Below are 19,715 nucleotides of genomic sequence, written 5' to 3'. Positions count from 1 at the left end.
GATAAACCGGACAACCGGGACGCTCTGCTCGCCCTGCCTCGGACGTCTCGGACGCCTCAATCGCCGACGAGCAGCTGGCTCTCCACCTCCCGTACGCCCGGCGCCGCCCAGGCGATCCGCTCAGCCTGATCCCGCTCCCACCAGGAGCGCACCACACCGCTGAGGACCAGGACGTCCCCCTGCGCCGCCACCTCGACCCGCCCGCCGGCGAGAGCCCGCCCCATCGCCCGCCGGACGTCGCGGAGCAGCCGGTCGGTCTCCGTCGGCGCGGGCGGGCGCACCTCGACGAGGTTGGTGACGCCGCGTACGCCCCGCAGCCGGCGCAGCTCACGCTCGGCGCTGCGGCGCTGCCAGCCGAACTCCACCTCGCCGCGGAGCATCACCCAGCCGTTGGCGACGGTCACGTCCAGCCGCTCCGCCGGGACGAAGCTGTCCCACTCCAGCGCCCGGCCGGCGGCGACGGCGATCTCCGGATCGGTGACCCCGGGGCTGCCGGGCAGGCGTACCTCGACGTCGTCGGCGACCGCGCGCACCCCGCGTACGCGCTGCGCGCAGCGGGTGGCGGCCCAGCGCCGGGCCGAGCTGTCCACCCAGCCGGTCAGGGTGACGATGCCCTGCTGGACGCTCACCCCGATCTCGTTCGGCTGCACCTCGGCGGCCCAGGCCAGCTCGGCCAGGACGTCCTGCTGGATGCGCTGGTCCTCGCGGGCGACGGCTGCGCTGCCCATCGCGTCCTCCCCTCGCCGGTGCTGCCGAGACTGCCCCCGATACGGGTGACGGCGGTTCACCCGCACCGGGTGAACCGCCGTCGCCGACGGAGGCGGCGGCGGGTGACGGAGCCAACCCCCTTGTCTCCGTCACCCGCCGCCTGGAGGAGGAGGCAGGTTCAGTGCCCGGTCAGGACGTCTCGGCGAGCGTGACGGTCGCGGTGGCCTCCGAGCCGTTCCGCTTGTACTGCACCTCGACCCGGTCGCCCACCTTGCCGGCCTGGACCGCGCCGACCAGGTCGTCCGAGTCGTTGATCGGCTTGTCGCCGAACCGGGTGATGACGTCGCCGCGCTGGAGGCCGGCCTTCTCGGCCGCGCTGCCCGGGGTGACGGCGGCGACCAGAGCGCCGCCGCCCTCGGCCATGTTCACGCTGACCCCGAGCGACGGGTGGCTCACCTTCTCGCCGCGCTGGAGCTTCCCGGCGACGTCCTTGGCCTTGTTGCTCGGGATGGCGAAGCCCACGCCGATGTTGCCGGTGCTCTGCCCGGAGGTGGCGATCGCGGTGTTGATGCCGATCACCTCACCTCGGGTGTTGACCAGCGCGCCGCCGGAGTTGCCGGGGTTGATCGGGGCGTCGGTCTGGAGCAGCCCGGAGATCGAGGAGGCGGTCTGGCGCGGGTCCTGCTGCTGGCCGTCGCCGGCCTGGATGGTGCGGTCGCGGGCGCTCAGGATGCCGGCGGTGACGGAGCCCTGCAGCCCCAGCGGGCTGCCCAGGGCGAGCACCTGGTCGCCGACCTGCATTCCGTCGCTGTCGCCGAACTTGGCGGCCTTCAGGTTGCTCACCCCGTTGGCCTTCACCACGGCGAGGTCGGTCTTCGGGTCGGTACCGATGATTTTGGCCTCGGCGTTCGTGCCGTCGGCGAAGATCACCCGCACGGTGTCGCCACTGGCCGAGGCGACCACGTGGTTGTTGCTGAGCACGTAGCCGTCGGCGGTCAGGATCACGCCGGAGCCCTCGCCGTTCTCGGTGGCGATGGAGACGACGCTGTCCTGCACCGAGGCGGCGATCTTCGGCAGGTCCGCGCTGTTGATCACCGGCGCGGCGGAGTAGGTACGAGTGACACCGCCACCGTCGCCGTCCAGGGCGAGCGCGAGCGCACCGCCGCCGACCCCGGAGCCGAGCATCAGCGCGAGTATGAGAAGGCCACCGCCGGCGAACTTGGCGATCCGGCCCATCCGCGGCCCGCCGGGTTGGGCGTCGACCTGGGTGTTCACCGCCCAGGGCGGCAGGGACTGGCCCGGCTGCTGCCCGTACGGCTGCGCCCCGGCACCCGGCTGACCCCCGCCCGCCCAGCCGGTGTGCTGGCCCGGGTACCAGTGGCCGCCCGGGTAGCCGGCGTTCGGCTGCGGGTAGCTGGGCTGGCCCGGGACGTGCTGGCCCGGCACGTGCTGGCCCGGGACCTGCTGCCCCGGCTGACCCGGAACGTGGTGGCCCGGAACGTGGTGGCCCGGCTGGCCCGGAACGTGGTGACCCGGCTGGCCCGGAGCGTGGTGACCCGGCATCTGGTGGCCGGCGTAGGCCGGCGTGCCGGCGTACGGCTGGTAGTCGGGCCCGGCGGGCGTCGCCACCGGCACGGTGGGGTCGGCGTCCCGGCCGAGGCCGGACGTCACGGCCACCGGCGCGGTCACGTCGGCGTCCGAAGTCGTAGCCACCGGCACGGTCGGGTCGGCGTCCCGGCCGGGGCCGGGCGACACCACCGGCACGGTCGGGTCGGCGTCCCGGCCGGGGCCGGTTCCGGTGCTGTCCTCGACGCCGGCGGGCTCCGCGGTGGCGGAGGCGGCCGGAGCCGCGGGCAGGTCGGTGGTCGGGGAGTCGGACTGCGCGCGCTCCACGCGCGGCAGCTCGTCGGTGGGTTGCGACGGCTCGGCGTCGGCGGTGGCCGGCCGGTGCTGCGGGTCGGACTCGTACTCGGTCATGACCTAACCTTCTCCCGCGCCTCTGCGATCAAGCTGGATTCGACCTGGAAGTTGCCTGAAAGTCAGTCGCCGTGCCCGTCGGCCTCCGGCACCAGCGGCAGCCGAACCCGGAAGGTGGCCCCACCACCCGGCGTCTCGGCGACCTCCACGTTCCCCCGGTGGGCACTGACCAAGGCCGCCACGATGGCCAGGCCCAGACCGGTGCCGGTGTTGCCATCGGCCCGACGGGTGCGGGCCGCGTCCACCCGGTAGAACCGCTCGAAGACCCGTTCCGCCTGCTCCGGGGTCAACCCGGGGCCGGTGTCGGCCACCTCCACCACGGCCAGGTTTCCGCGCTCGGCCCGCAGCCGCAGCGTCACGGAGGCGTCCGCCGGAGTGTGGCTCAGCGCGTTGGTCATCAGGTTGCCGATGATCTGCCGCAGCCGGGCGTCGTCGCCTAGCACCACCAGCGGGCCCGAGCCGGGCTCGATCTCCAGTTCGATGCGCCGCTCCGGGGCGACCGCCCGGGCGGCCTGGACCGCGTCACCGGCGAGGACCGGCAGCTCCACCGGCGCCAGGGAGATCGGCCGCTCCCGGTCCAGCCGGGCGAGCAGCAGCAGATCCTCCACGAGCAGACCCATCCGGGCCGCCTCGTCCTCGATCCGGCGCAGCAGCCCGGACGTCTGCTCCGGGTCGCGGGCCGCTCCCTGCCGGTACAGCTCGGCGAAGCCGCGAATGGTGGTCAACGGGGTACGCAGCTCGTGCGAGGCGTCCGCGACGAACTGCCGCATCCGCTCCTCCGAGCGCCGCGCCCGGGTCTCGGAGGCCTGCGCTGCCACGGCCGCGTCCCGGGCGGCCGCCTCCGCCGAGCGGGCGGCGCTCTCCGAGGCGGCCCGGGCCGTGAAGGCGGCCTCGATCTGGCTCAGCATCGCGTTCAACGCCCGGGAGAGCCGCCCCAGCTCCGACGTGGGGTACTCCTGCCCCTGCTCCGGATCGGGCACCCGCTGGGTCAGATCACCCCCGGCGATCGCGGCGGCGGTCCGCTCGATCTCGACCAGCGGTTTCAGGCTGGTCCGCACGATCGCCGCGCCGACCGAGGCGAGCAGGATCAGCACCGATCCGCCGACCAGCAGGTCGATCCAGACCAGCTGCCGCACCGCGAGATCGACGTCGGTGAGGTTCTGGCCGATAGCCGCCCACTGCCCGTTGGGTAGCTCTGTGTAGAGGATCCGCCAGCGGATGGGACTGCCCTGCGCCCGGACGGTCAGCGGGTCCCCGGACAGCCGTTGGAATCCGCTGGCGTCGGCGGGCCAGCGTGGCAGGTCGTTCGAATCGAACCGCTGGTTGTCGAACTGGACCCCGATAACCCTCCCGGTGCTTCGGTCCGTCACCACAACCAGATAGTCGGTGGGAACACCAATCCGCGCGGGCTGCTCCGAGATCAGCGCCGTCTCGATATTGCGGACCGAACCCTTGAGCTCGGAGTCGACCTGCCCCACCAGGTAGTTGCGCAGGAAGTAGGTGGTCAGCGAGCTGATCACGAGCAGGGCCAGCGCGACCAGCGTGAGGACCGCGGTGACCAGCTTCAACCGGAGCGGTACGCTGCGCAGCCGTCCCTTCGCCTGGTCGACCGCGTTCACGCCGCCGGCTTGCGTAGCACGTACCCCACGCCGCGGAGCGTGTGGATCAACCGGGGCTGGGTGGTGTCGACCTTGCGCCGCAGGTAGGAGATGTACGACTCGACGATGTTGTCGTCGCCGCGGAAGTCGTAGTTCCAGACGTGGTCGAGGATCTGCGCCTTCGAGAGCACCCGGTTGGCGTTCAACATCAGGTAGCGCAGCAGCTTGAACTCGGTCGGCGAGAGCTGCACCCGCTGGCCGGCGCGGTAGACCTCGTGGGTCTCCTCGTCGAGTTCGAGATCGGCGAAGGTGAGCCGGGAGGGCGGCTGCTCCCCGCTGGTCGTCCGGCGCAGCACCGCCCGGATCCGGGCGGTCAGCTCCTCCAGGCTGAACGGCTTGGTGACGTAGTCGTCCCCGCCCAGGGTCAGCCCGCGGATCTTGTCGTCGGTGGCGTCCCGCGCGGTCAGGAAGACCACGGGCGTACGCGTGCCGGCCTCCCGGAGCATCCGGATCACCTCGAAGCCGTCCAGGTCGGGCAGCATCACGTCGAGCACGACCAGGTCCGGCCGGTGATCCTTGGCGGCGGTCAACGCCGTGCTGCCGCTGGTCGCGGTGGCCACGTCGAAGCCGGCGAAGCGCAGACTCGCGGAGAGCAGTTCGAGGATGTTCGGGTCGTCCTCGACGACGAGCAGTCGCGCCTCGGTCTGGGTAGCGGGCATGTGCCCCATCATCCGCGAACTGACTGCGCCCGCGCTGGATGCTTCCTGCAAAGAACCTGTGAGCGAGCCCTCAACGTCCGGGCGGGTGACTCGCCGTCGCGGGTCGCCGGTCGGGCCCGCTCAGCGGAGCAACCGCCGCAGCCCGTCCAGCGCGCCGTCGAGCAGCCGGATCGCGGTGCGCAGCTGGGAGTCGGTGAACCGGCGGACGCGTACCAGCCGCGCCACCTCCGCGGTGAACTCGGCCAGCCGCTGGTCGAACTCGGCGAGCACGGCGGGGCCGGGCTCCGGCGGACCGGCCGGGGGCGGCGGTGCGCCGGGGGTGAACGAGGGGGACTCCCACCGGGCCCGTCGGCCCTGCCGCGTCTGCCGGGTGGCCTCGCGCAGCTCCCGCTTGAGGTCGCGAACGGAGCCGCGTACCTCGTCGCGGATCTCACCGGCGAGCGCGGAGAGGTCCTCCACCGAGGCGGCGATGTCCGACTCGAGGGCGGCCAGTTCGTCGGCGCGCTGCCGCAGCTCGGCGCGGCCGCTCTCGGTGATCTCGTACGTCTTCCGGCCACCGGCGGCGGTGTGCGTGACCAGCCCCTCCGCCTCCAGCCGCTGGAGGCGGGGGTAGATGGTGCCGGCGCTGGGTGCGTAGAGACCGAGGAAGCGCTCCTCGAGCAGCCGGATCAGCTCGTAGCCGTGCTTCGGGCCGTCGTCGAGGAGCCGGAGCAGGTAGAGCCGCAACCGCCCGTGACTGAAGACGGCCGTCACGGCAGCTCATCCTCCTCGTCGTCGTCCACCGGACGGGCGAGCAGCGCGATGCTGCCGGACGTGGCGGACGCCCAGAGCTTACCGTCGCCGGCGCCGAGCACTCCCTCGCTGTTCGCCACCGAACCCAGCTTCGACTCCCGCATCACCTGGGGGAAGCCACTGGTGATCCGGCCGGACGTGGTGTGCAGGCGTACGGCGAGGTCGCTGTCCTCGCGGACCCGGACGGTGATGCTGCCGGAGATGGTGTGCAGCCGGATCTCGCTGCTGCGGGGATTGTCGAGATCGCAGGTGATCGCCCCGGAGACCGTCTGCGCCCGGACCTGGGCGGCCGCGCTGTCGGCCAGGATGACCTCGCCGGAGACGGTCTCCAGGTGCAGGTCACCGCCGACGCCGAGCGCCTCGACCGGGCCGGAGACGATCTTCGCCATGGTGTTTCCGCGCAGGCCCATCAGGGTGATCTGCCCGGAGGTCACGTCGGCCCGGGTGTGCCGGCGCAGCCCGGAGACGACCAGCGAGCCGTCCACCAGCCGCAGCTCGGCCCGGACGTCGGCGGGCACCGCGATCGAGACGTCCACCCGGGACCAGTGCCCGAACGGCCCGATCCACCGCAGCACGTCCCGCCAGTGCCAGTGCCGCTCCTGCCGGACGGAGAGTCGCCCCTCGTGCTGCTCCACCAGGATCGGCCGGCGGCCCACCCGGGTGATGTCGACGCGGGCCGGCCCGTCCGTGGCCACCACGTTGAGCCGGCCACTGAAGAGGCGTACGTCCAGCCGGCTGACCGGCTCGTCCAGGCTCAGTCGCTGCGGAGCGTCGACCGTCCAACCGGCCATGGTGTCCTCCCCTTCCGACGACACGCCGACAGCGCGTCCGACGAGAGGAACAGTAACGCGATACATCGCGACAGCACAAGACATCGCGAGTCGCTCACGCCGCCAGGTCGAGCCCCCCGGCGCCGGGCCGGCTCGGGCGCACCGGCAGGCCCGTCGAGGGCAGCGCCAGCGGGACACCGGCCCGACGGACCGGAACGGCGCCGGCCGGCACGAGGTGCACAGCCGACTCGGCGGCCCGGGCGAGCACCCGACGGTCCGCGTCCCGGCTCGGGTGCAGCGCAGCGCCGACCGTCACCGTCACCTCGAGCCCCCGCCCCGCGACCACCCGGCGTACCGAGCGCAGCAGGGTCTCCTCGCCCAGGAAGGCGGTGGCCGTGGTGCTCTCCCCCGTCGCCGCGCAGCGGTAGGCGATCCGCAGCGGGACCACCGGGGCGCCGGCGTCGATCGCCGCCTGGAACATGGCCGGGCGGAAACCACCGTTCGGTCGGCAGTCGACCGCGTCCTCGCCCGCGCACCAGGTCGTACCCTCCGGGAAGACCGCGACCGCGCGACCGGCGCGCAGCGCGTCGGCGACCCGGCGCACGGTGTCGGGGAGCGCGCGGGGCCGCGACCGGTCCACGAAGACGGTGCCCGCCGCGGCGGCCAGCAGGCCGATCAGCGGCCAGGAGCGGACTTCGCGCTTCGCCACCATCCGGGTCGGGGCGACGGCCAGCACGACCAGGATGTCCAGCCAGGACATGTGGTTGGCGGCCACCAACGCCCGCCGCCGGGGCGGCCGGCCGCGCACCACCAGCCGCACACCGAACGCCCGTGCGGTCCCCCGCGCCCAGGCCCGCACCGCCGCCTGCCCGTCCCGGGCCGGGAGCACCGGCAGCACCGCGGCCAGTCCGGCGCCGAGCAGCAGCATCCCGACCCCGGCGAGCAGGCGTGCCACCTGCCGGAGCGCCGGCACGGTCGGCGTCTCCCCCGGAACCGGCAGGCACTTGTCGTCGCAGCCGGAGGTGGGGCGCCACAGGTCGAACGGCACCGCGGTCACTGCCCCACCCCGCCCAGGAAGTGCCGCAGGTAGCGCGGATTCATCCGGTCCATGGAGAGGAGCACGTAGAAGTCGGCGACGGCGAAGTCCGGGTCGTACGACGGCTCACCGCAGATCCACGCGCCGAGTCGCAGATAGCCGCGCAGCAGCGGCGGCACCAGACTCGCACCGTCCAGCGCACCGGCCGGAGCGGGCGGCACGGCCGGCGCCTCGGCGAACCACGGGCGCCGCGGACGCACCCGCAGCGGCGGCGGCGCGAGGTGCCGGGCCTGCGCCCGCTCCCACACCTCCGCCACGGCCCGGCCGCCGTCGGCCACCGGTACCGAGGCGCAGCCACCCAGCCAGCGGGATCCGCGCAGGTGCAGGTAACGGGCGATGCCGGCCCACATCAGGTTGATCACGGCGCCGCTGCGGTGATCCGGGTGCACACAGGAGCGGCCCGCCTCGACCAGCTCGTCCCGCAACGGGGCGAGCGCGCTCACGTCGAACTCGTCCTCGGCGTACCGGCGGTCGGTCCGGCCGGGCGGCAGCAGCCGGTACGTGCCGACCACGTCACCGGTGCTGTCCTGTCGCACGATCAGGTGGTCGCAGTACCTGTCGAACGGGTCCACGTCCAGCCCGACGGCGTCCGGGCGGAGGGTGGCGCCGAGTTCGGTGGCGAACACCTCGTGACGCAGGCGTTGCGCGGCCGCGACCTGGCTCGGGTCGTCGGCGATCAGCAGGGTGTAACCGCTGGTCGTGAGGGATGTCCCAGCGGTCGGCAGGGGTGTCCCGGCGGCGTGCAGAACGGACATGGGATCTGTGTAAGGGGCGCGGGTTGCCACTCCAGGGGGCGAGGAGTGTCGATCCGGTGAACGACGGCGGGCCACCGGTGTGCGTCGTGCGTACCGGCCGTGCGAGGCTGCCGGACGGATCCGGCCGCGGCGCCGGGTCACGCGCCCCACGGAGGTCGGCCGATGCGCATCGAATCCCGCTACAACGGGCCCCCCGGATCGGGCAACGGCGGCTGGAGCGCCGGTGTCTTCGCCGCCGAGGCCGGGCCCGGACCGGTCGAGGTGACCCTGCGCCGGCCGCCACCGCTGGAGACGCCGCTGACCCTGGTCGACGGCGAGGTCCGCGATCCGGCCGGAGAGGTGGTCGCCGAGGTGCGCCCCGGCGCGCCCGTCGACGCGGTGGTGCCGCCGGTTGATCGGGCCACCGCCGTCGACGCGGCCGCCCGGTACCCCGGACTGGTGGACCACCCCTTCCCCGGCTGCTACGTCTGCGGGCCGGAGCGGACCGACGGGCTGCGGATCTTCCCCGGCCGGTTGCCGGACGGCCGGACCGCCGCGCCGTTCCGCGCGCCGGAGCAGGTCGGCGGGGCCACGGTCTGGGCGGCCCTGGACTGCCCCGGCGGCTGGTCGGTGATCGCCCCCGGCCGCCCGTACGTCCTGGGACGGATGGCCGCCCGGCTGATCGCGCTGCCCGAGCCGGGTGACGAGTGCGTGGTGACCGGCGTGACCGTCTCGGTCGAGGGGCGCAAGGCACGGGTGCACAGCAGCCTGTACGGGCCGGACGGCGCCCTGCTCGCCAGCGCCCGGGCCACCTGGATCGCCCTGCCGTCCGGGGCGGACCGGGCCTGACCCGAGCGGCGGCTGTCGGCCCGGCAGTAGTCCTCGCGGATGACCGGACTCCTGCGTGAGGCGGAGGCGAGGGTACGGACCGCGCCTGATTGACCTCGCCGCGCGCTCCGGTCACGCTGTGCAGCGGCGTATCTCGACGCCACCGCACGGGAGGAGAACGATGTCTGACGGGCAGCCAAGCCCCACCAGTGGTCAGATCGTGGTGTCCGGCCTGACGAAGCAGTACCGCAACGTTCGGGCGGTCAACAACCTGTCCTTCACGGTCGAGTCGGGTCGGGTGACCGGCTTCCTCGGCCCGAACGGCGCGGGTAAGACCACCACGCTGCGCATGCTGCTGAACCTGGTCACCCCGACCAGCGGCACGGCGACCATCGGTGGCCGGCGGTACGCCGACCTCCCCGAGCCGCTGCGGCACGTGGGCGCCGTGCTGGAGGCCTCGAGCGCGCACAAGGGACGGACCGGGCTCAACCACCTGCGGGTGCTCTGCGCGGCGGCGGGGCTGCCGAGGCAGCGCGCCGACGAGGCGCTCGCCCTGGTCGGGTTGACCCCGGCCGCGAAGCGGAAGTTCAAGGGCTACTCGCTCGGCATGAAGCAGCGGTTGGGGATCGCCGCCGCGATGCTCGGTGACCCGAAGGTGCTGATCCTCGACGAGCCGGCCAACGGGCTGGACCCGGAGGGCATCCGCTGGATGCGTGGGTTCCTCAAGGGCCTGGCCCAGGAGGGGCGCACCATCCTGGTCTCCAGCCACCTGCTGTCGGAGATGCAGCTGCTCGCCGACGACGTGGTGATCATCGCGGCGGGCCAGCTGGTCCGCCAGGGCCCGGTCGACCAGGTGATCGGGTCGATGACGCAGGGCGTACGGGTGCGCGTCCGCACCCCGCAGGCCGAGGCGCTCGCCGCGGCGTTGAAGGACCAGAACGCCACTGTCGACGCCGACGGGCAGGGCGCCCTGCTGGTCGCCGGGGTCGACGCGGCGACGGTCGGCCGGACCGCCCTGACGGCCGGTGTCGAGCTGCACGAACTCACCACGGAACGGCCCGACCTGGAAGGGGTCTTCCTGGAGTTGACGGCCGGAAAGGCGGGCATCCGATGAACCTGGTCCGAGCCGAACTCCTCAAGATCCGCACCACCAGCACCTGGTGGTGGCTGGCCGTCGGCGCCTTCGTCTCGATCGTCCTGGCGTTCGCGTTCAACGCGTACCTGGCGACCGTCGTGCTCGGCGGCGAGGCCGGGAACGTCGGCATGAGCGCCGAGCAGTCGACGCCGGCCGCGCAGGCGGCGAACATCTACACCTCGGGCCAGTACCTCGGGCTGATGTTCGTGATGCTCATCGGCATCCTGATGGTCACCAACGAGTTCTTCCACCAGACCGCGACCACGACGTTCCTGGCGACCCCGCGGCGGACGTCGGTGATCGTCGGCAAGCTCGTCGCGGCCAGCCTGCTGGGCTTCGCCTTCTGGTTGGCGACCACGGTGATCGACCTGGTGGCCGGGGGCATCTTCCTGACGCTGAACGATTACGGCACGCAGCTCGGCGAGTGGCCGGTCCAGCGGGCCCTGCTGTTCAACCTGCTCGCGTACGCGATCTGGACCATCCTCGGCGTGGGCATCGGCACGCTGATCACCAACCAGCTCGGTGCCGTCATCACCGCCGCCGTGCTCTACCTGGTCGGCACCCAGGTGGTCGGTCTGCTCTTCCTCCTGCTGTCGAACCTGCTGGACACGCAGGCGGTCCTCAAGTGGCAGGTGATCTGGCCCGCCGTCGCGTCCCAGGTGATGATCACCGAGGGGCAGTCGGAGTTCGTCCCCGCCTGGTGGGTCGGCGCTCTGGTGCTGTTCGGCTACGCGCTCGCGAGCGGCGTCGCCGGCATCCTGATCACGCGCCGGCGCGACATCTCCTGACCCGCGTCGGGCGGCTGCCCGGAACGAGCCCGGATCCGGTGGCGAACGGCCACCGGATCCGCCGCTCCCCGGACCCACGCCGGTCCGCCGTCACCTGGGCCGGGAGCCATAGCAGGAGTCAATGGGACACGCAGCGCTTCGTGAACTTCTGGCATCTTCTGTGAAACGGACCACGCGACGGAGGCGGAAATGCCGTGGGGATCTGTACGGCGTAGCCTTGGAGCGTCCCGGCAGCCCGTGATACAGGGGGCCACCGGGCGTCGCGTGACACACAAACCCGCGTGAAAGAGGCGATTACCGGCCGTGTCGACCCAGCAGACTTCGCAGGAGAACCCACTGGCGGGTTTCGGCCCGAACGAGTGGATCGTCGAAGAGATGTACCAGCGGTATCTCGCCGATCCCAAGAGTGTCGACTCGGCCTGGCACGACTTCTTCGCCGACTACCGCCCCGGCCCGGGCGCGGGCACACCACGCCCGGACGCGAAGCCGGCGCCCGCGACCCAGCAGCCCGAGCCCGCCGAGCAGCAGGAGCCGGTCGCCGCGGTCGCCCAGCCCGCTGAGGCCAAGCCGGCCCCGGCCGCGCCCGCCAAGGCCGCCCCGGCCAAGCCCGCCGCCCCCGCCGCGAAGCCGGCGGCCAAGCCGGCCACGTCCGCGCCGACCGCCACCGGCCCGCAGAACACGCCGCTGCGCGGGGTCGCCGCGAAGATCGTCCAGAACATGGACGCCTCGCTCAGCGTGCCGACCGCGACGAGTGTGCGCGCCGTCCCGGCCAAGCTGCTGGTCGACAACCGCATCGTGATCAACAACCACCTCGCCCGCGGTCGCGGTGGCAAGGTCAGCTTCACCCACCTCATCGGCTACGCGCTGGTCCGGGCGATGGCCCAGCACCCGGAGATGAACAACTCCTACGCCGTCGTCGACGGCAAGCCGACGCTGGTCCGCCCCGAGCACGTCAACCTGGGCATCGCCATCGACATGACCCGGCCCGACGGCAGCCGCAACCTGGTGGTCCCCTCCATCAAGGGCTGCGAGCAGATGGACTTCCGGCAGTTCTGGCAGGCGTACGAGGACGTGGTCCGGCGAGCCCGCCGCAACGAGCTGACCATGGAGGACTACGGCGGCACCACGATCTCGCTGACCAACCCGGGCGGCATCGGCACGGTCCACTCGATGCCGCGGCTCATGCAGGGGCAGAGCGCGATCATCGGCGTCGGCGCCATGGAGTACCCGGCGCCCTACCAGGGCATGTCCGAGGCCACCCTCGCCGAGATGGCGGTCAGCAAGGTCATCACGCTGACCAGCACGTACGACCACCGGGTCATCCAGGGCGCCCAGTCCGGCGAGTTCCTCAAGGCGATGCACGAGCTGGTCCTCGGCGAGCACGGCTTCTACGACGAGATCTTCACCTCGCTGCGGATCCCGTACGAGCCGGTGCGCTGGATGCGCGACGTCGCGGTCGACAGCGAGGGCCAGATCAACAAGACGGCCCGGGTGCACGAGCTGATCCACGCCTACCGCGTGCGCGGCCACCTGATGGCCGACACCGACCCGCTCGAGTTCAAGATCCGCAAGCACCCCGACCTGGACGTGCTCCAGCACGGGCTGACCCTGTGGGACCTGGACCGCACCTTCCCGGTCAACGGCTTCGCGGGCAAGCAGCGGATGAAGCTGCGCGAGATCCTGGGCGTGCTGCGCGACTCGTACTGCCGGCGGGTCGGCATCGAGTACATGCACATCCAGGACCCGGAGGAGCGGCGCTGGCTCCAGGAGCGGGTGGAGCGCAAGTACGAGAAGCCCGCCTCCGACGAGCAGAAGCACGTGCTGAACCGGCTCAACGCCGCCGAGGCGTTCGAGACGTTCCTGCAGACCAAGTACGTCGGCCAGAAGCGCTTCTCGCTGGAGGGCGGGGAGTCGCTGATCCCGCTGCTGGGCGAGGTGCTGGAGGCCTCCGCCGAGGGCGGCCTCGACGAGGTGGTCATCGGCATGGCGCACCGGGGCCGGCTCAACGTGCTGGCCAACATCGTCGGCAAGCCGTACGAGAAGATCTTCTCGGAGTTCGAGGGGCACCTCGACCCGCGCTCGACGCAGGGCTCCGGCGACGTGAAGTACCACCTCGGCCAGAACGGCAAGTTCACCACCCCGGACGGGGCGAACTCGGTCAAGGTCTCGGTGGTGGCGAACCCGTCGCACCTGGAGGCCGTCGACCCGGTGCTGGAGGGCATCGTCCGGGCCAAGCAGGACCGGATCGACCTGAAGCTGGAGGGCTACACCGTGCTGCCGCTGGCGGTGCACGGTGACGCGGCCTTCGCCGGTCAGGGCGTGGTGGCCGAGACCCTGAACCTGTCGCAGCTGCGCGGCTACCGCACCGGCGGCACCGTGCACGTCGTGGTCAACAACCAGGTCGGCTTCACGACCGCCCCCGAGTACAGCCGGTCCAGCCTCTACAGCACCGACGTGGCCCGGATGATCCAGGCGCCGATCTTCCACGTCAACGGCGACGACCCCGAGGCCGTGGTCCGGGTCGCCCGGCTGGCCTTCGAGTACCGGCAGACGTTCAACAAGGACGTCGTGATCGACATGGTCTGCTACCGCCGGCGTGGCCACAACGAGGGCGACGACCCCTCGATGACCAACCCGCAGATGTACAAGATCATCGACTCGAAGCGCTCCGTTCGGAAGCTCTACACCGAGGAGCTGATCGGTCGCGGCGACATCACCGTGGAGGACGCGGAGGAGCTGCTGCGCGACTACCAGGCGCAGCTCGAGCGGGTCTTCAAGGCCACCCGGGACGCCGCCACCAAGCCGCGGCAGCTCAGCCGGCCCCGCCGCGAGGAGGAGCCGGAGCCGCAGGTGGACACCGCCGTCGACGCGTCGCTCGTCCGGGCCGTCGGCGACGCGCACGTCAACCTGCCGGAGGGCTTCACCCCGCACAAGCGAATCCAGCAGCTGCTCGACCGGCGGGCGAAGATGTCCGTCGAGGGCCACATCGACTGGGGCTACGGCGAGATCATCGCGTTCGGCACGCTGCTGCACGACGGGGTCACCGTGCGGCTGGCCGGGCAGGACTCCCGCCGCGGCACCTTCGTGCAGCGGCACGCCTCGATCGTGGATGCGCGCACCGGCGAGGACTACCTCCCCCTGAAGTCGCTGACCGGCGAGGGCGAGCGCTCCCGGCTCTTCGTGCACGACTCGCTGCTGAGCGAGTACGCGGCGATGGGCTTCGAGTACGGCTACTCGGTGGAGAACATCAACGCGCTGGTCTGCTGGGAAGCCCAGTTCGGTGACTTCGTCAACGGCGCCCAGTCGGTGATCGACGAGTTCATCTCCTCGGGCGAGGTCAAGTGGGGCCAGCGCTCCGCGCTGACCCTGCTGCTGCCGCACGGGCACGAGGGCCAGGGCCCGGACCACACCTCCGGCCGCCCCGAGCGCTTCCTGCAGCTCTGCGCCGAGGACAACATGCGCGTCGCCATCCCGACCACCCCGGCGAACTACTTCCACCTGCTGCGCCGCCAGGCGCTGTCGCCGAAGCGCAAGCCGCTGGTGGTGTTCACGCCGAAGTCGCTGCTGCGGCACAAGCTCTGCGTCTCCGGCGTCGAGGAGTTCACCACCGGCACCTTCCAGCCGGTGCTGGCCGACTCCGCCGCCCCGGCGCCGGAGTCGGTGAAGCGGGTGCTGCTCTGCTCGGGCAAGGTCTACTACGACCTCTTCCAGGCCCGGCAGGAGCGCGGCGTCACCGACACCGCGATCCTCCGGATCGAGCAGCTCTACCCGATGCCGGTGGAGGAGATCCGGGCCGCGCTCGCGCAGTACCCGAACGCCGAGGACTTCGCCTGGGTGCAGGAGGAGCCGGCCAACCAGGGCGCCTGGTCGTTCGTCGCGCTGAACCTGCTCGAGCACCTCGCGGACGTGCGGCTGCGCCGGATCTCCCGGCCAGCGGCCGCCGCCCCCTCGGTCGGCTCGGCCAAGATGCACGACGTCGAGCAGAACGCCCTGATCGAGGCGGCTCTCCCCCGCCCGTGACCTGATCGAACGAACCGTCGCCAGCCGGGGCAGGACCGTCGTGGACGGCCCTGCCCCGGCTGCGTCGGTGGAACCCGCCCGGCGGTTGCCGGGCCAGAAGAAGGACGTACGACATGTACTTCACCGACCGAGGCATCGAGGAGCTCGTCGAGCGCCGGGGCGACGAGCAGATCAGCGTCGAGTGGCTCGCCGAACGCCTGCGCGATTTCGTCGATCTGAACCCGGAGTTCGAGACGCCCGTCGAACGCTTCGCCACCTGGCTGGCCCGCCTCGACGACGAGGACGAGGACTGACCCCCGTCGCCCCGGACGAACGGACCCCCGCGTGTTGCCGTCCCGCCCCCTGCTCGCCCGGCAATCGGCCGTGACGGTCGGCGCCGCCCTCGCCCTCCTCCTCACCGGCTGCGGCAGCGGGCCCACCCCGCCGCCGGCGGCCCCCACCGGTCCCCCGATCTCCGCGCCGCCCCCACCGCCGGTCTTCTACGTCGACCCCGACAACCCGGCCGCCCAGGAGGCGACGCGCCTCGACGCGCAGGGCCGGGCCGACGACGCCGCGCTGCTGCGCCGGATCGCCACCCGGCCGACGGCGAAGTGGCTGACCGGCGACGAGGACTCGGTGCGCGACGAGGTGGACGAGTTCCTCGCGGCGGCGAACCTGGCCGGCCAGACGCCGGTGCTCGTCGCGCACAACGTGCCGGATCGCAACTGCGGTCGGGAGGACGGTGGGGGTGCTTCGGGCGCCGCGGAGTACCACCGCTGGATACGCGAGTTCGCGGCCGGCGTCGACGGCCGGCCGGTCATCGTGATCCTCGAACCCGGCGCGGTCCCGGACGCCGTCGACGGCTGCCCGCAGGACGTCAGCGGGCGGCTCGCCCTGCTACGCGACGCCGTGGACGTCCTGGAGAGCACCGACAGCGCGCGGGTCTACCTCGACGCCGGCCACCCCGCGTGGATCCGTGACGTCGGCGCCCTCGCGGCGGCGCTACGCAAGGCCGGCGCCGCGGAGGCGGACGGGTTCGCGCTCAACGTGGCGAACTTCGTGAGCACCGACGAGAACGTCCGCTACGGACACCAGATCTCCGACAAGCTCGGCGGCAGGACCCGGTTCGTCATCGACACGAGTCGCAACGGCAACGGCCCGTATCCCGCGGCTACCGTCGGCCGCGCGCCCAGTTGGTGCAATCCGCCCGGCCGGGCGCTCGGCGCGGAGCCGACTGCCGACCCCGGGGCGGAGCGGGTGGACGCGCTGCTCTGGGTCAAGTACCCCGGCGAGTCGGACAGTGACTGCCGCCCCGGCGAACCGGAGAGCGGCGAGTGGTGGCCCGAGTACGCCCTGGGGCTGGCCCGTAGCGCACGCTGACCGGCGTTCGAGCGCGGGCGTTTCGCGCGCTAGAGCGTTCCGCCGCGCGGGTGTTCGCGTGCCAGGGGCGTCAGCGGTTCCCGCCGGAGAGCCCCGGTTCCAGCCCGGTACGGCGCAGCTTCTGCCAGCCCAGCCGACCGCCGGTCAGCGCGGTGACGACAGACTGGACCATCACCAGGTACATCAGCTGCCGGTAGACGAACTGCTGCAGCGGAAGGACCCAGAGCACGCCGAGCTTCTCCCGATCCAGGCGGAACGCCACGGCCGCCGTCAACGTCTGCACGCCCAGCATGATCAGCCAGGCGACCACCGTCTCGGTCCGGTCGAGGAAGAAGAGGCCGTAGAGGGCCAGCAGGTCGATGACCGGCGCCATCAGCGGCAGCAGCACCCCGAAGAGGCTCAGGAACAGCAGGCAACGCCGGGTGTACCGGCCGGAGGCACCGCTGTCGAAGAGCGAGCGTCGGTGCTTCCACATCGCCTGCATGGTGCCGTAGCTCCACCGGTAACGCTGCTTCCACAGCTGGCCCATGGTCGCGGGCGCCTCGGTCCACGCGCGGGCGCTCTCCTCGTACACCACCTTCCAGCCGGCGCGTCCCATCGCCATGGTGATGTCGGTGTCCTCGGCCAGCGTGTCGTCGCTCATCCCACCGGCGTAGCGCAACGCCTGCCGCCGGAAGGCGCCGATGGCGCCGGGCACCGTGGACATGCAGCGCAACGTCTCGTAGAGGCGGCGGTCGAGGTTGAACCCGATGACGTACTCGATGTGCTGCCACTTGGCGATCAGGCTCTTGCGGTTGCCCACCTTGACGTTGCCGGCGACCGCGCCCACCTGCCGGTCGGCGAAGGGCTGCACCAGCCGGCGCACCGAGTCGCGTTCCAGGACCGTGTCGCCGTCGACCATCACGATCAGCTCGTGCCGGGCCAACGCGACCCCGGTGTTCAAGGCGCTGGACTTGCCGCCGTTCGGCTTGCGGACCACCCGGACGTTCGGCAGCCTCAGACCGTCGACGATGTCGGCGGTCCCGTCGGTCGAACCGTCGTCGACGACGATGACCTCGATGCCGCCCGGGTGATCACCGTCGGCGAGGGACCGGACCGCCGCCTCGATCCCCTCCTTCTCGTTGTAGGCGGGGACGATCACCGACACCGGATCGGTCACCGGCTCCCCCCAGGCCCACTCCGGCGAGCGGCGACGGCGGGCGTGCCGGGCCGCGAGCACGAAGAGCAGGGCGGTACGCCCGATGGTGAGCGCACCGACCACGACGAAGAGGATCCCGAAGAGGCCCAGCATGCCGTCGGCGCCCTGCACCGCCCAGACGAGGAACTTGCCGCGCCACCGGTCCGCCTCGGAGGCCACCGGGTTCCCCACCACCCGCTGGTCGACTCCGGCCGCCGCCAGCGCCAGGTTCACCCCCTCCGACACCGTGGTGAACCGGTAGCCCCGCTCCTTCATCAGCGGGATGAAGCGGTCCAGCGCGGCCACCGTCTGCGCCCGGTCGCCGCCGGCGTCGTGCCAGAGGGTGATCGCGCCGGAGTAACCGGGCGGGATGGCGTTCTGGATCACCTTCTCCGTGCCGGGCCGCTCCCAGTCCAGACTGTCGGTGTCGTTGAGCACCGTGAGGTAGCCGAGCTGACCGGCCTCATTCACCAGCGGCCAGTCCCGGTCGTCGATGGCGTTCGCGAAGGACGAGTACGGGAAGCGGATCAGTGAGGTCTCGACGCCGGCCGCGCTCGCCATCGCCAGCTGGGTCTGGGCGTACTCCAGCCGGCGTCGCCAGCCGGGCAGGTTGGCCAGGTCCGGGTGGGTGAAGGTGTGCACCCCCAGCTCGTGTCCCGAGCCGGACATCTCGCGGACCAGCTCGGGGTGCCGGGCCACCTGTGAACCCATCACGAAGAAGGTGGCCTTGACGTCGTACTTCGCCAGCACCCGCAGGATCTCGGGGGTCCACGTCGGGTCGGGGCCGTCGTCGAAGGTGAGCGCGATGGTCCGGGCCGGGAAGCGGTAGGAGCGGACCTTCCCGTCGGCGGCGCCGATGACGGGCCCGCCGTCCACCACCTCGGCGGGGACCCGGCTCTGGTCGTGGTCGGTGTGCTCACGGTCGGGCACGAAGGCGGCGTTCGAGTATGCCGCCACGAAGAGCACACCGGCCAGGACGACGAGCAGCATGCCGAGCACGGCCCAGCTCGGCGACGGCACCACCCGGCGCACCCGGCGGGCGGCGGTGGGGGGTGTGACGGAGGAGAGCTGGTCAGCCATGCGGCTCGGTCACCGACGCCCTGCCCGAGGCGGGCGGCTGCCGATCGCCGGCCGACGACGGTTCGTCGGCGAGCCCCGCGGGCGCTGACGCGTCGCTGGCGCTGACCCCCGGCGCCGGCTTGGAACCGGTCGGGGTGGGGTCCGGGATGGTGGCCGGTATCGGTGGCGGTTGCCACGGCTGCTTCGTCGACTCGACGAAGGGGAGGATGGAGCCGGGGCTCACCGACGCCCCGGCGAAGCTCGCCCCGACGAGCCCCGTGTAGGCCAACCCCAGCAGCCCGAGGGCGTACGCGACCAGCCGCAGCCGGGACCTTCGCCGTCCGGTCGGGTCGACGAAGACGGGCGGGAGCCGCGGGATCACGGCCATCAGCATGGTCGGGGTGTCGACGCGCCTGGCGGCGGGCGTGATGATGACCGTCGTGTCGTCGGACTCCGACCGAGCTGCGGCAGCTGTCCGGGGCCGGCGCGACACAGCGGGCTTGATGATGATGGTCGTGTCGTCGGAGGCCGACGGCGCGGCGGCCGGAGTCGGCACCGTGGGCGGCACCACGGCCGGAGTCGGCACCGCGGGCGGCGCAGCACGCGTGATCACGACCGTCGAATCCTCGGAGGGCAGCGACAGCACGTTGGGGGTCCGGGTCGCGGACGGCGCGGCGGGCGTGACCACGACGGTCAGCTCACCGGAGTCCGACGGCACTGCGGCCGGAGTCCGCAGCGGCGCGGGCGCGGCGGGCTTGATGGTGATGGTCGTGTCGTCGGAGGCCGACGGCGCCACGGCCGGAGTCCGCAGCACGGCCGGCGTGATCACGACGGTCAGCTCGTCGGAGACGGACGGCCCCACCACCGTCGCACTCTCGGCCGCGGTCTCGATCGGATTCTCTAGCACGGCCGGGACGACGGTCGGACGGTCGGTCACAGGTGGCGATTCTAGCGA

The 19,715-nt window shown here is 72.3% G+C and carries 16 protein-coding genes; 6 read left to right on the top strand and 10 right to left on the bottom strand.

The window, feature by feature from the left end:
• Window positions 1–56: 56 nt before the first annotated feature.
• From D7044_RS12140 to D7044_RS12105, 8 genes are all read right to left on the bottom strand, one after another.
• A complete protein-coding gene (locus tag D7044_RS12140; protein WP_120688881.1) occupies window positions 57–728 on the bottom strand; it encodes a BON domain-containing protein in 672 nt (223 codons plus the stop codon).
• A gap of 169 nt (window positions 729–897) precedes the next feature.
• Complete coding sequence (locus D7044_RS12135) at window positions 898–2,685, bottom strand: trypsin-like peptidase domain-containing protein (RefSeq protein ID WP_120688880.1); 1,788 nt, start codon at window positions 2,683–2,685, stop codon at window positions 898–900.
• 62 nt (window positions 2,686–2,747) lie between these two features.
• Window positions 2,748–4,304 carry a sensor histidine kinase gene (locus tag D7044_RS12130; protein ID WP_120679377.1) on the bottom strand — a complete coding sequence of 519 codons (1,557 nt, stop codon included), beginning with the start codon at window positions 4,302–4,304 and terminating at the stop codon, window positions 2,748–2,750.
• Entirely contained in the window at window positions 4,301–5,002 is a 702-nt protein-coding gene (locus tag D7044_RS12125; protein ID WP_120679375.1) for a response regulator transcription factor, read from the bottom strand. The genes D7044_RS12130 and D7044_RS12125 overlap by 4 nt, the downstream gene beginning before the upstream one ends.
• A 120-nt stretch (window positions 5,003–5,122) precedes the next feature.
• Entirely contained in the window at window positions 5,123–5,755 is a 633-nt protein-coding gene (locus tag D7044_RS12120) for a PadR family transcriptional regulator (RefSeq protein WP_120679373.1), read from the bottom strand.
• A complete protein-coding gene (locus tag D7044_RS12115; protein WP_120679371.1) occupies window positions 5,752–6,585 on the bottom strand; it encodes a DUF4097 family beta strand repeat-containing protein in 834 nt (277 codons plus the stop codon). Before D7044_RS12115 ends, D7044_RS12120 begins: the two co-directional genes overlap by 4 nt.
• A 94-nt stretch (window positions 6,586–6,679) precedes the next feature.
• Complete coding sequence (locus tag D7044_RS12110) at window positions 6,680–7,621, bottom strand: lysophospholipid acyltransferase family protein (RefSeq protein WP_120679369.1); 942 nt, start codon at window positions 7,619–7,621, stop codon at window positions 6,680–6,682.
• Window positions 7,618–8,415, bottom strand: coding sequence for a GNAT family N-acetyltransferase (locus D7044_RS12105; RefSeq protein ID WP_120679367.1), 798 nt, complete (start codon window positions 8,413–8,415; stop codon window positions 7,618–7,620). Before D7044_RS12105 ends, D7044_RS12110 begins: the two co-directional genes overlap by 4 nt.
• A gap of 162 nt (window positions 8,416–8,577) precedes the next feature.
• Here D7044_RS12105 and D7044_RS12100 point away from each other — a divergent pair, with 162 nt between their 5' ends.
• From D7044_RS12100 to D7044_RS12075, 6 genes are all read left to right on the top strand, one after another.
• Window positions 8,578–9,243 (top strand): hotdog family protein, encoded by a 666-nt coding sequence (locus D7044_RS12100; RefSeq protein WP_120679365.1) that lies wholly within the window; start codon window positions 8,578–8,580, stop codon window positions 9,241–9,243.
• 160 nt (window positions 9,244–9,403) lie between these two features.
• The gene (locus D7044_RS12095; protein ID WP_120679363.1) at window positions 9,404–10,336 is read left to right on the top strand and encodes an ABC transporter ATP-binding protein; all 933 of its coding nucleotides are present in this window, start codon (window positions 9,404–9,406) and stop codon (window positions 10,334–10,336) included.
• On the top strand, window positions 10,333–11,145 hold the full coding sequence (locus D7044_RS12090) for an ABC transporter permease (protein ID WP_120679361.1): 813 nt from the start codon (window positions 10,333–10,335) through the stop codon (window positions 11,143–11,145). The genes D7044_RS12095 and D7044_RS12090 overlap by 4 nt, the downstream gene beginning before the upstream one ends.
• 303 nt (window positions 11,146–11,448) lie before the next feature.
• Entirely contained in the window at window positions 11,449–15,165 is a 3,717-nt protein-coding gene (locus D7044_RS12085; RefSeq protein ID WP_120688879.1) for a multifunctional oxoglutarate decarboxylase/oxoglutarate dehydrogenase thiamine pyrophosphate-binding subunit/dihydrolipoyllysine-residue succinyltransferase subunit, read from the top strand.
• Between the two features lie 113 nt (window positions 15,166–15,278).
• Window positions 15,279–15,458 carry a DUF6104 family protein gene (locus tag D7044_RS12080; protein WP_076472068.1) on the top strand — a complete coding sequence of 60 codons (180 nt, stop codon included), beginning with the start codon at window positions 15,279–15,281 and terminating at the stop codon, window positions 15,456–15,458.
• Between the two features lie 31 nt (window positions 15,459–15,489).
• A complete protein-coding gene (locus D7044_RS12075; protein ID WP_233564957.1) occupies window positions 15,490–16,524 on the top strand; it encodes a glycoside hydrolase family 6 protein in 1,035 nt (344 codons plus the stop codon).
• A 70-nt stretch (window positions 16,525–16,594) separates the two neighbouring features.
• Here D7044_RS12075 and D7044_RS12070 read toward each other — a convergent pair whose 3' ends face one another.
• Window positions 16,595–18,781 (bottom strand): bifunctional polysaccharide deacetylase/glycosyltransferase family 2 protein, encoded by a 2,187-nt coding sequence (locus tag D7044_RS12070; RefSeq protein WP_199716588.1) that lies wholly within the window; start codon window positions 18,779–18,781, stop codon window positions 16,595–16,597.
• The gene (locus D7044_RS32610; RefSeq protein ID WP_199716587.1) at window positions 18,774–19,697 is read right to left on the bottom strand and encodes a hypothetical protein; all 924 of its coding nucleotides are present in this window, start codon (window positions 19,695–19,697) and stop codon (window positions 18,774–18,776) included. Before D7044_RS32610 ends, D7044_RS12070 begins: the two co-directional genes overlap by 8 nt.
• Window positions 19,698–19,715: the final 18 nt, after the last annotated feature.

Origin of the sequence: Micromonospora musae (assembly GCF_003626635.1) — a bacterium.
Lineage (GTDB): Bacteria > Actinomycetota > Actinomycetes > Mycobacteriales > Micromonosporaceae > Micromonospora > Micromonospora musae.
This window is presented reverse-complemented; position numbering and strand designations above follow the sequence as displayed.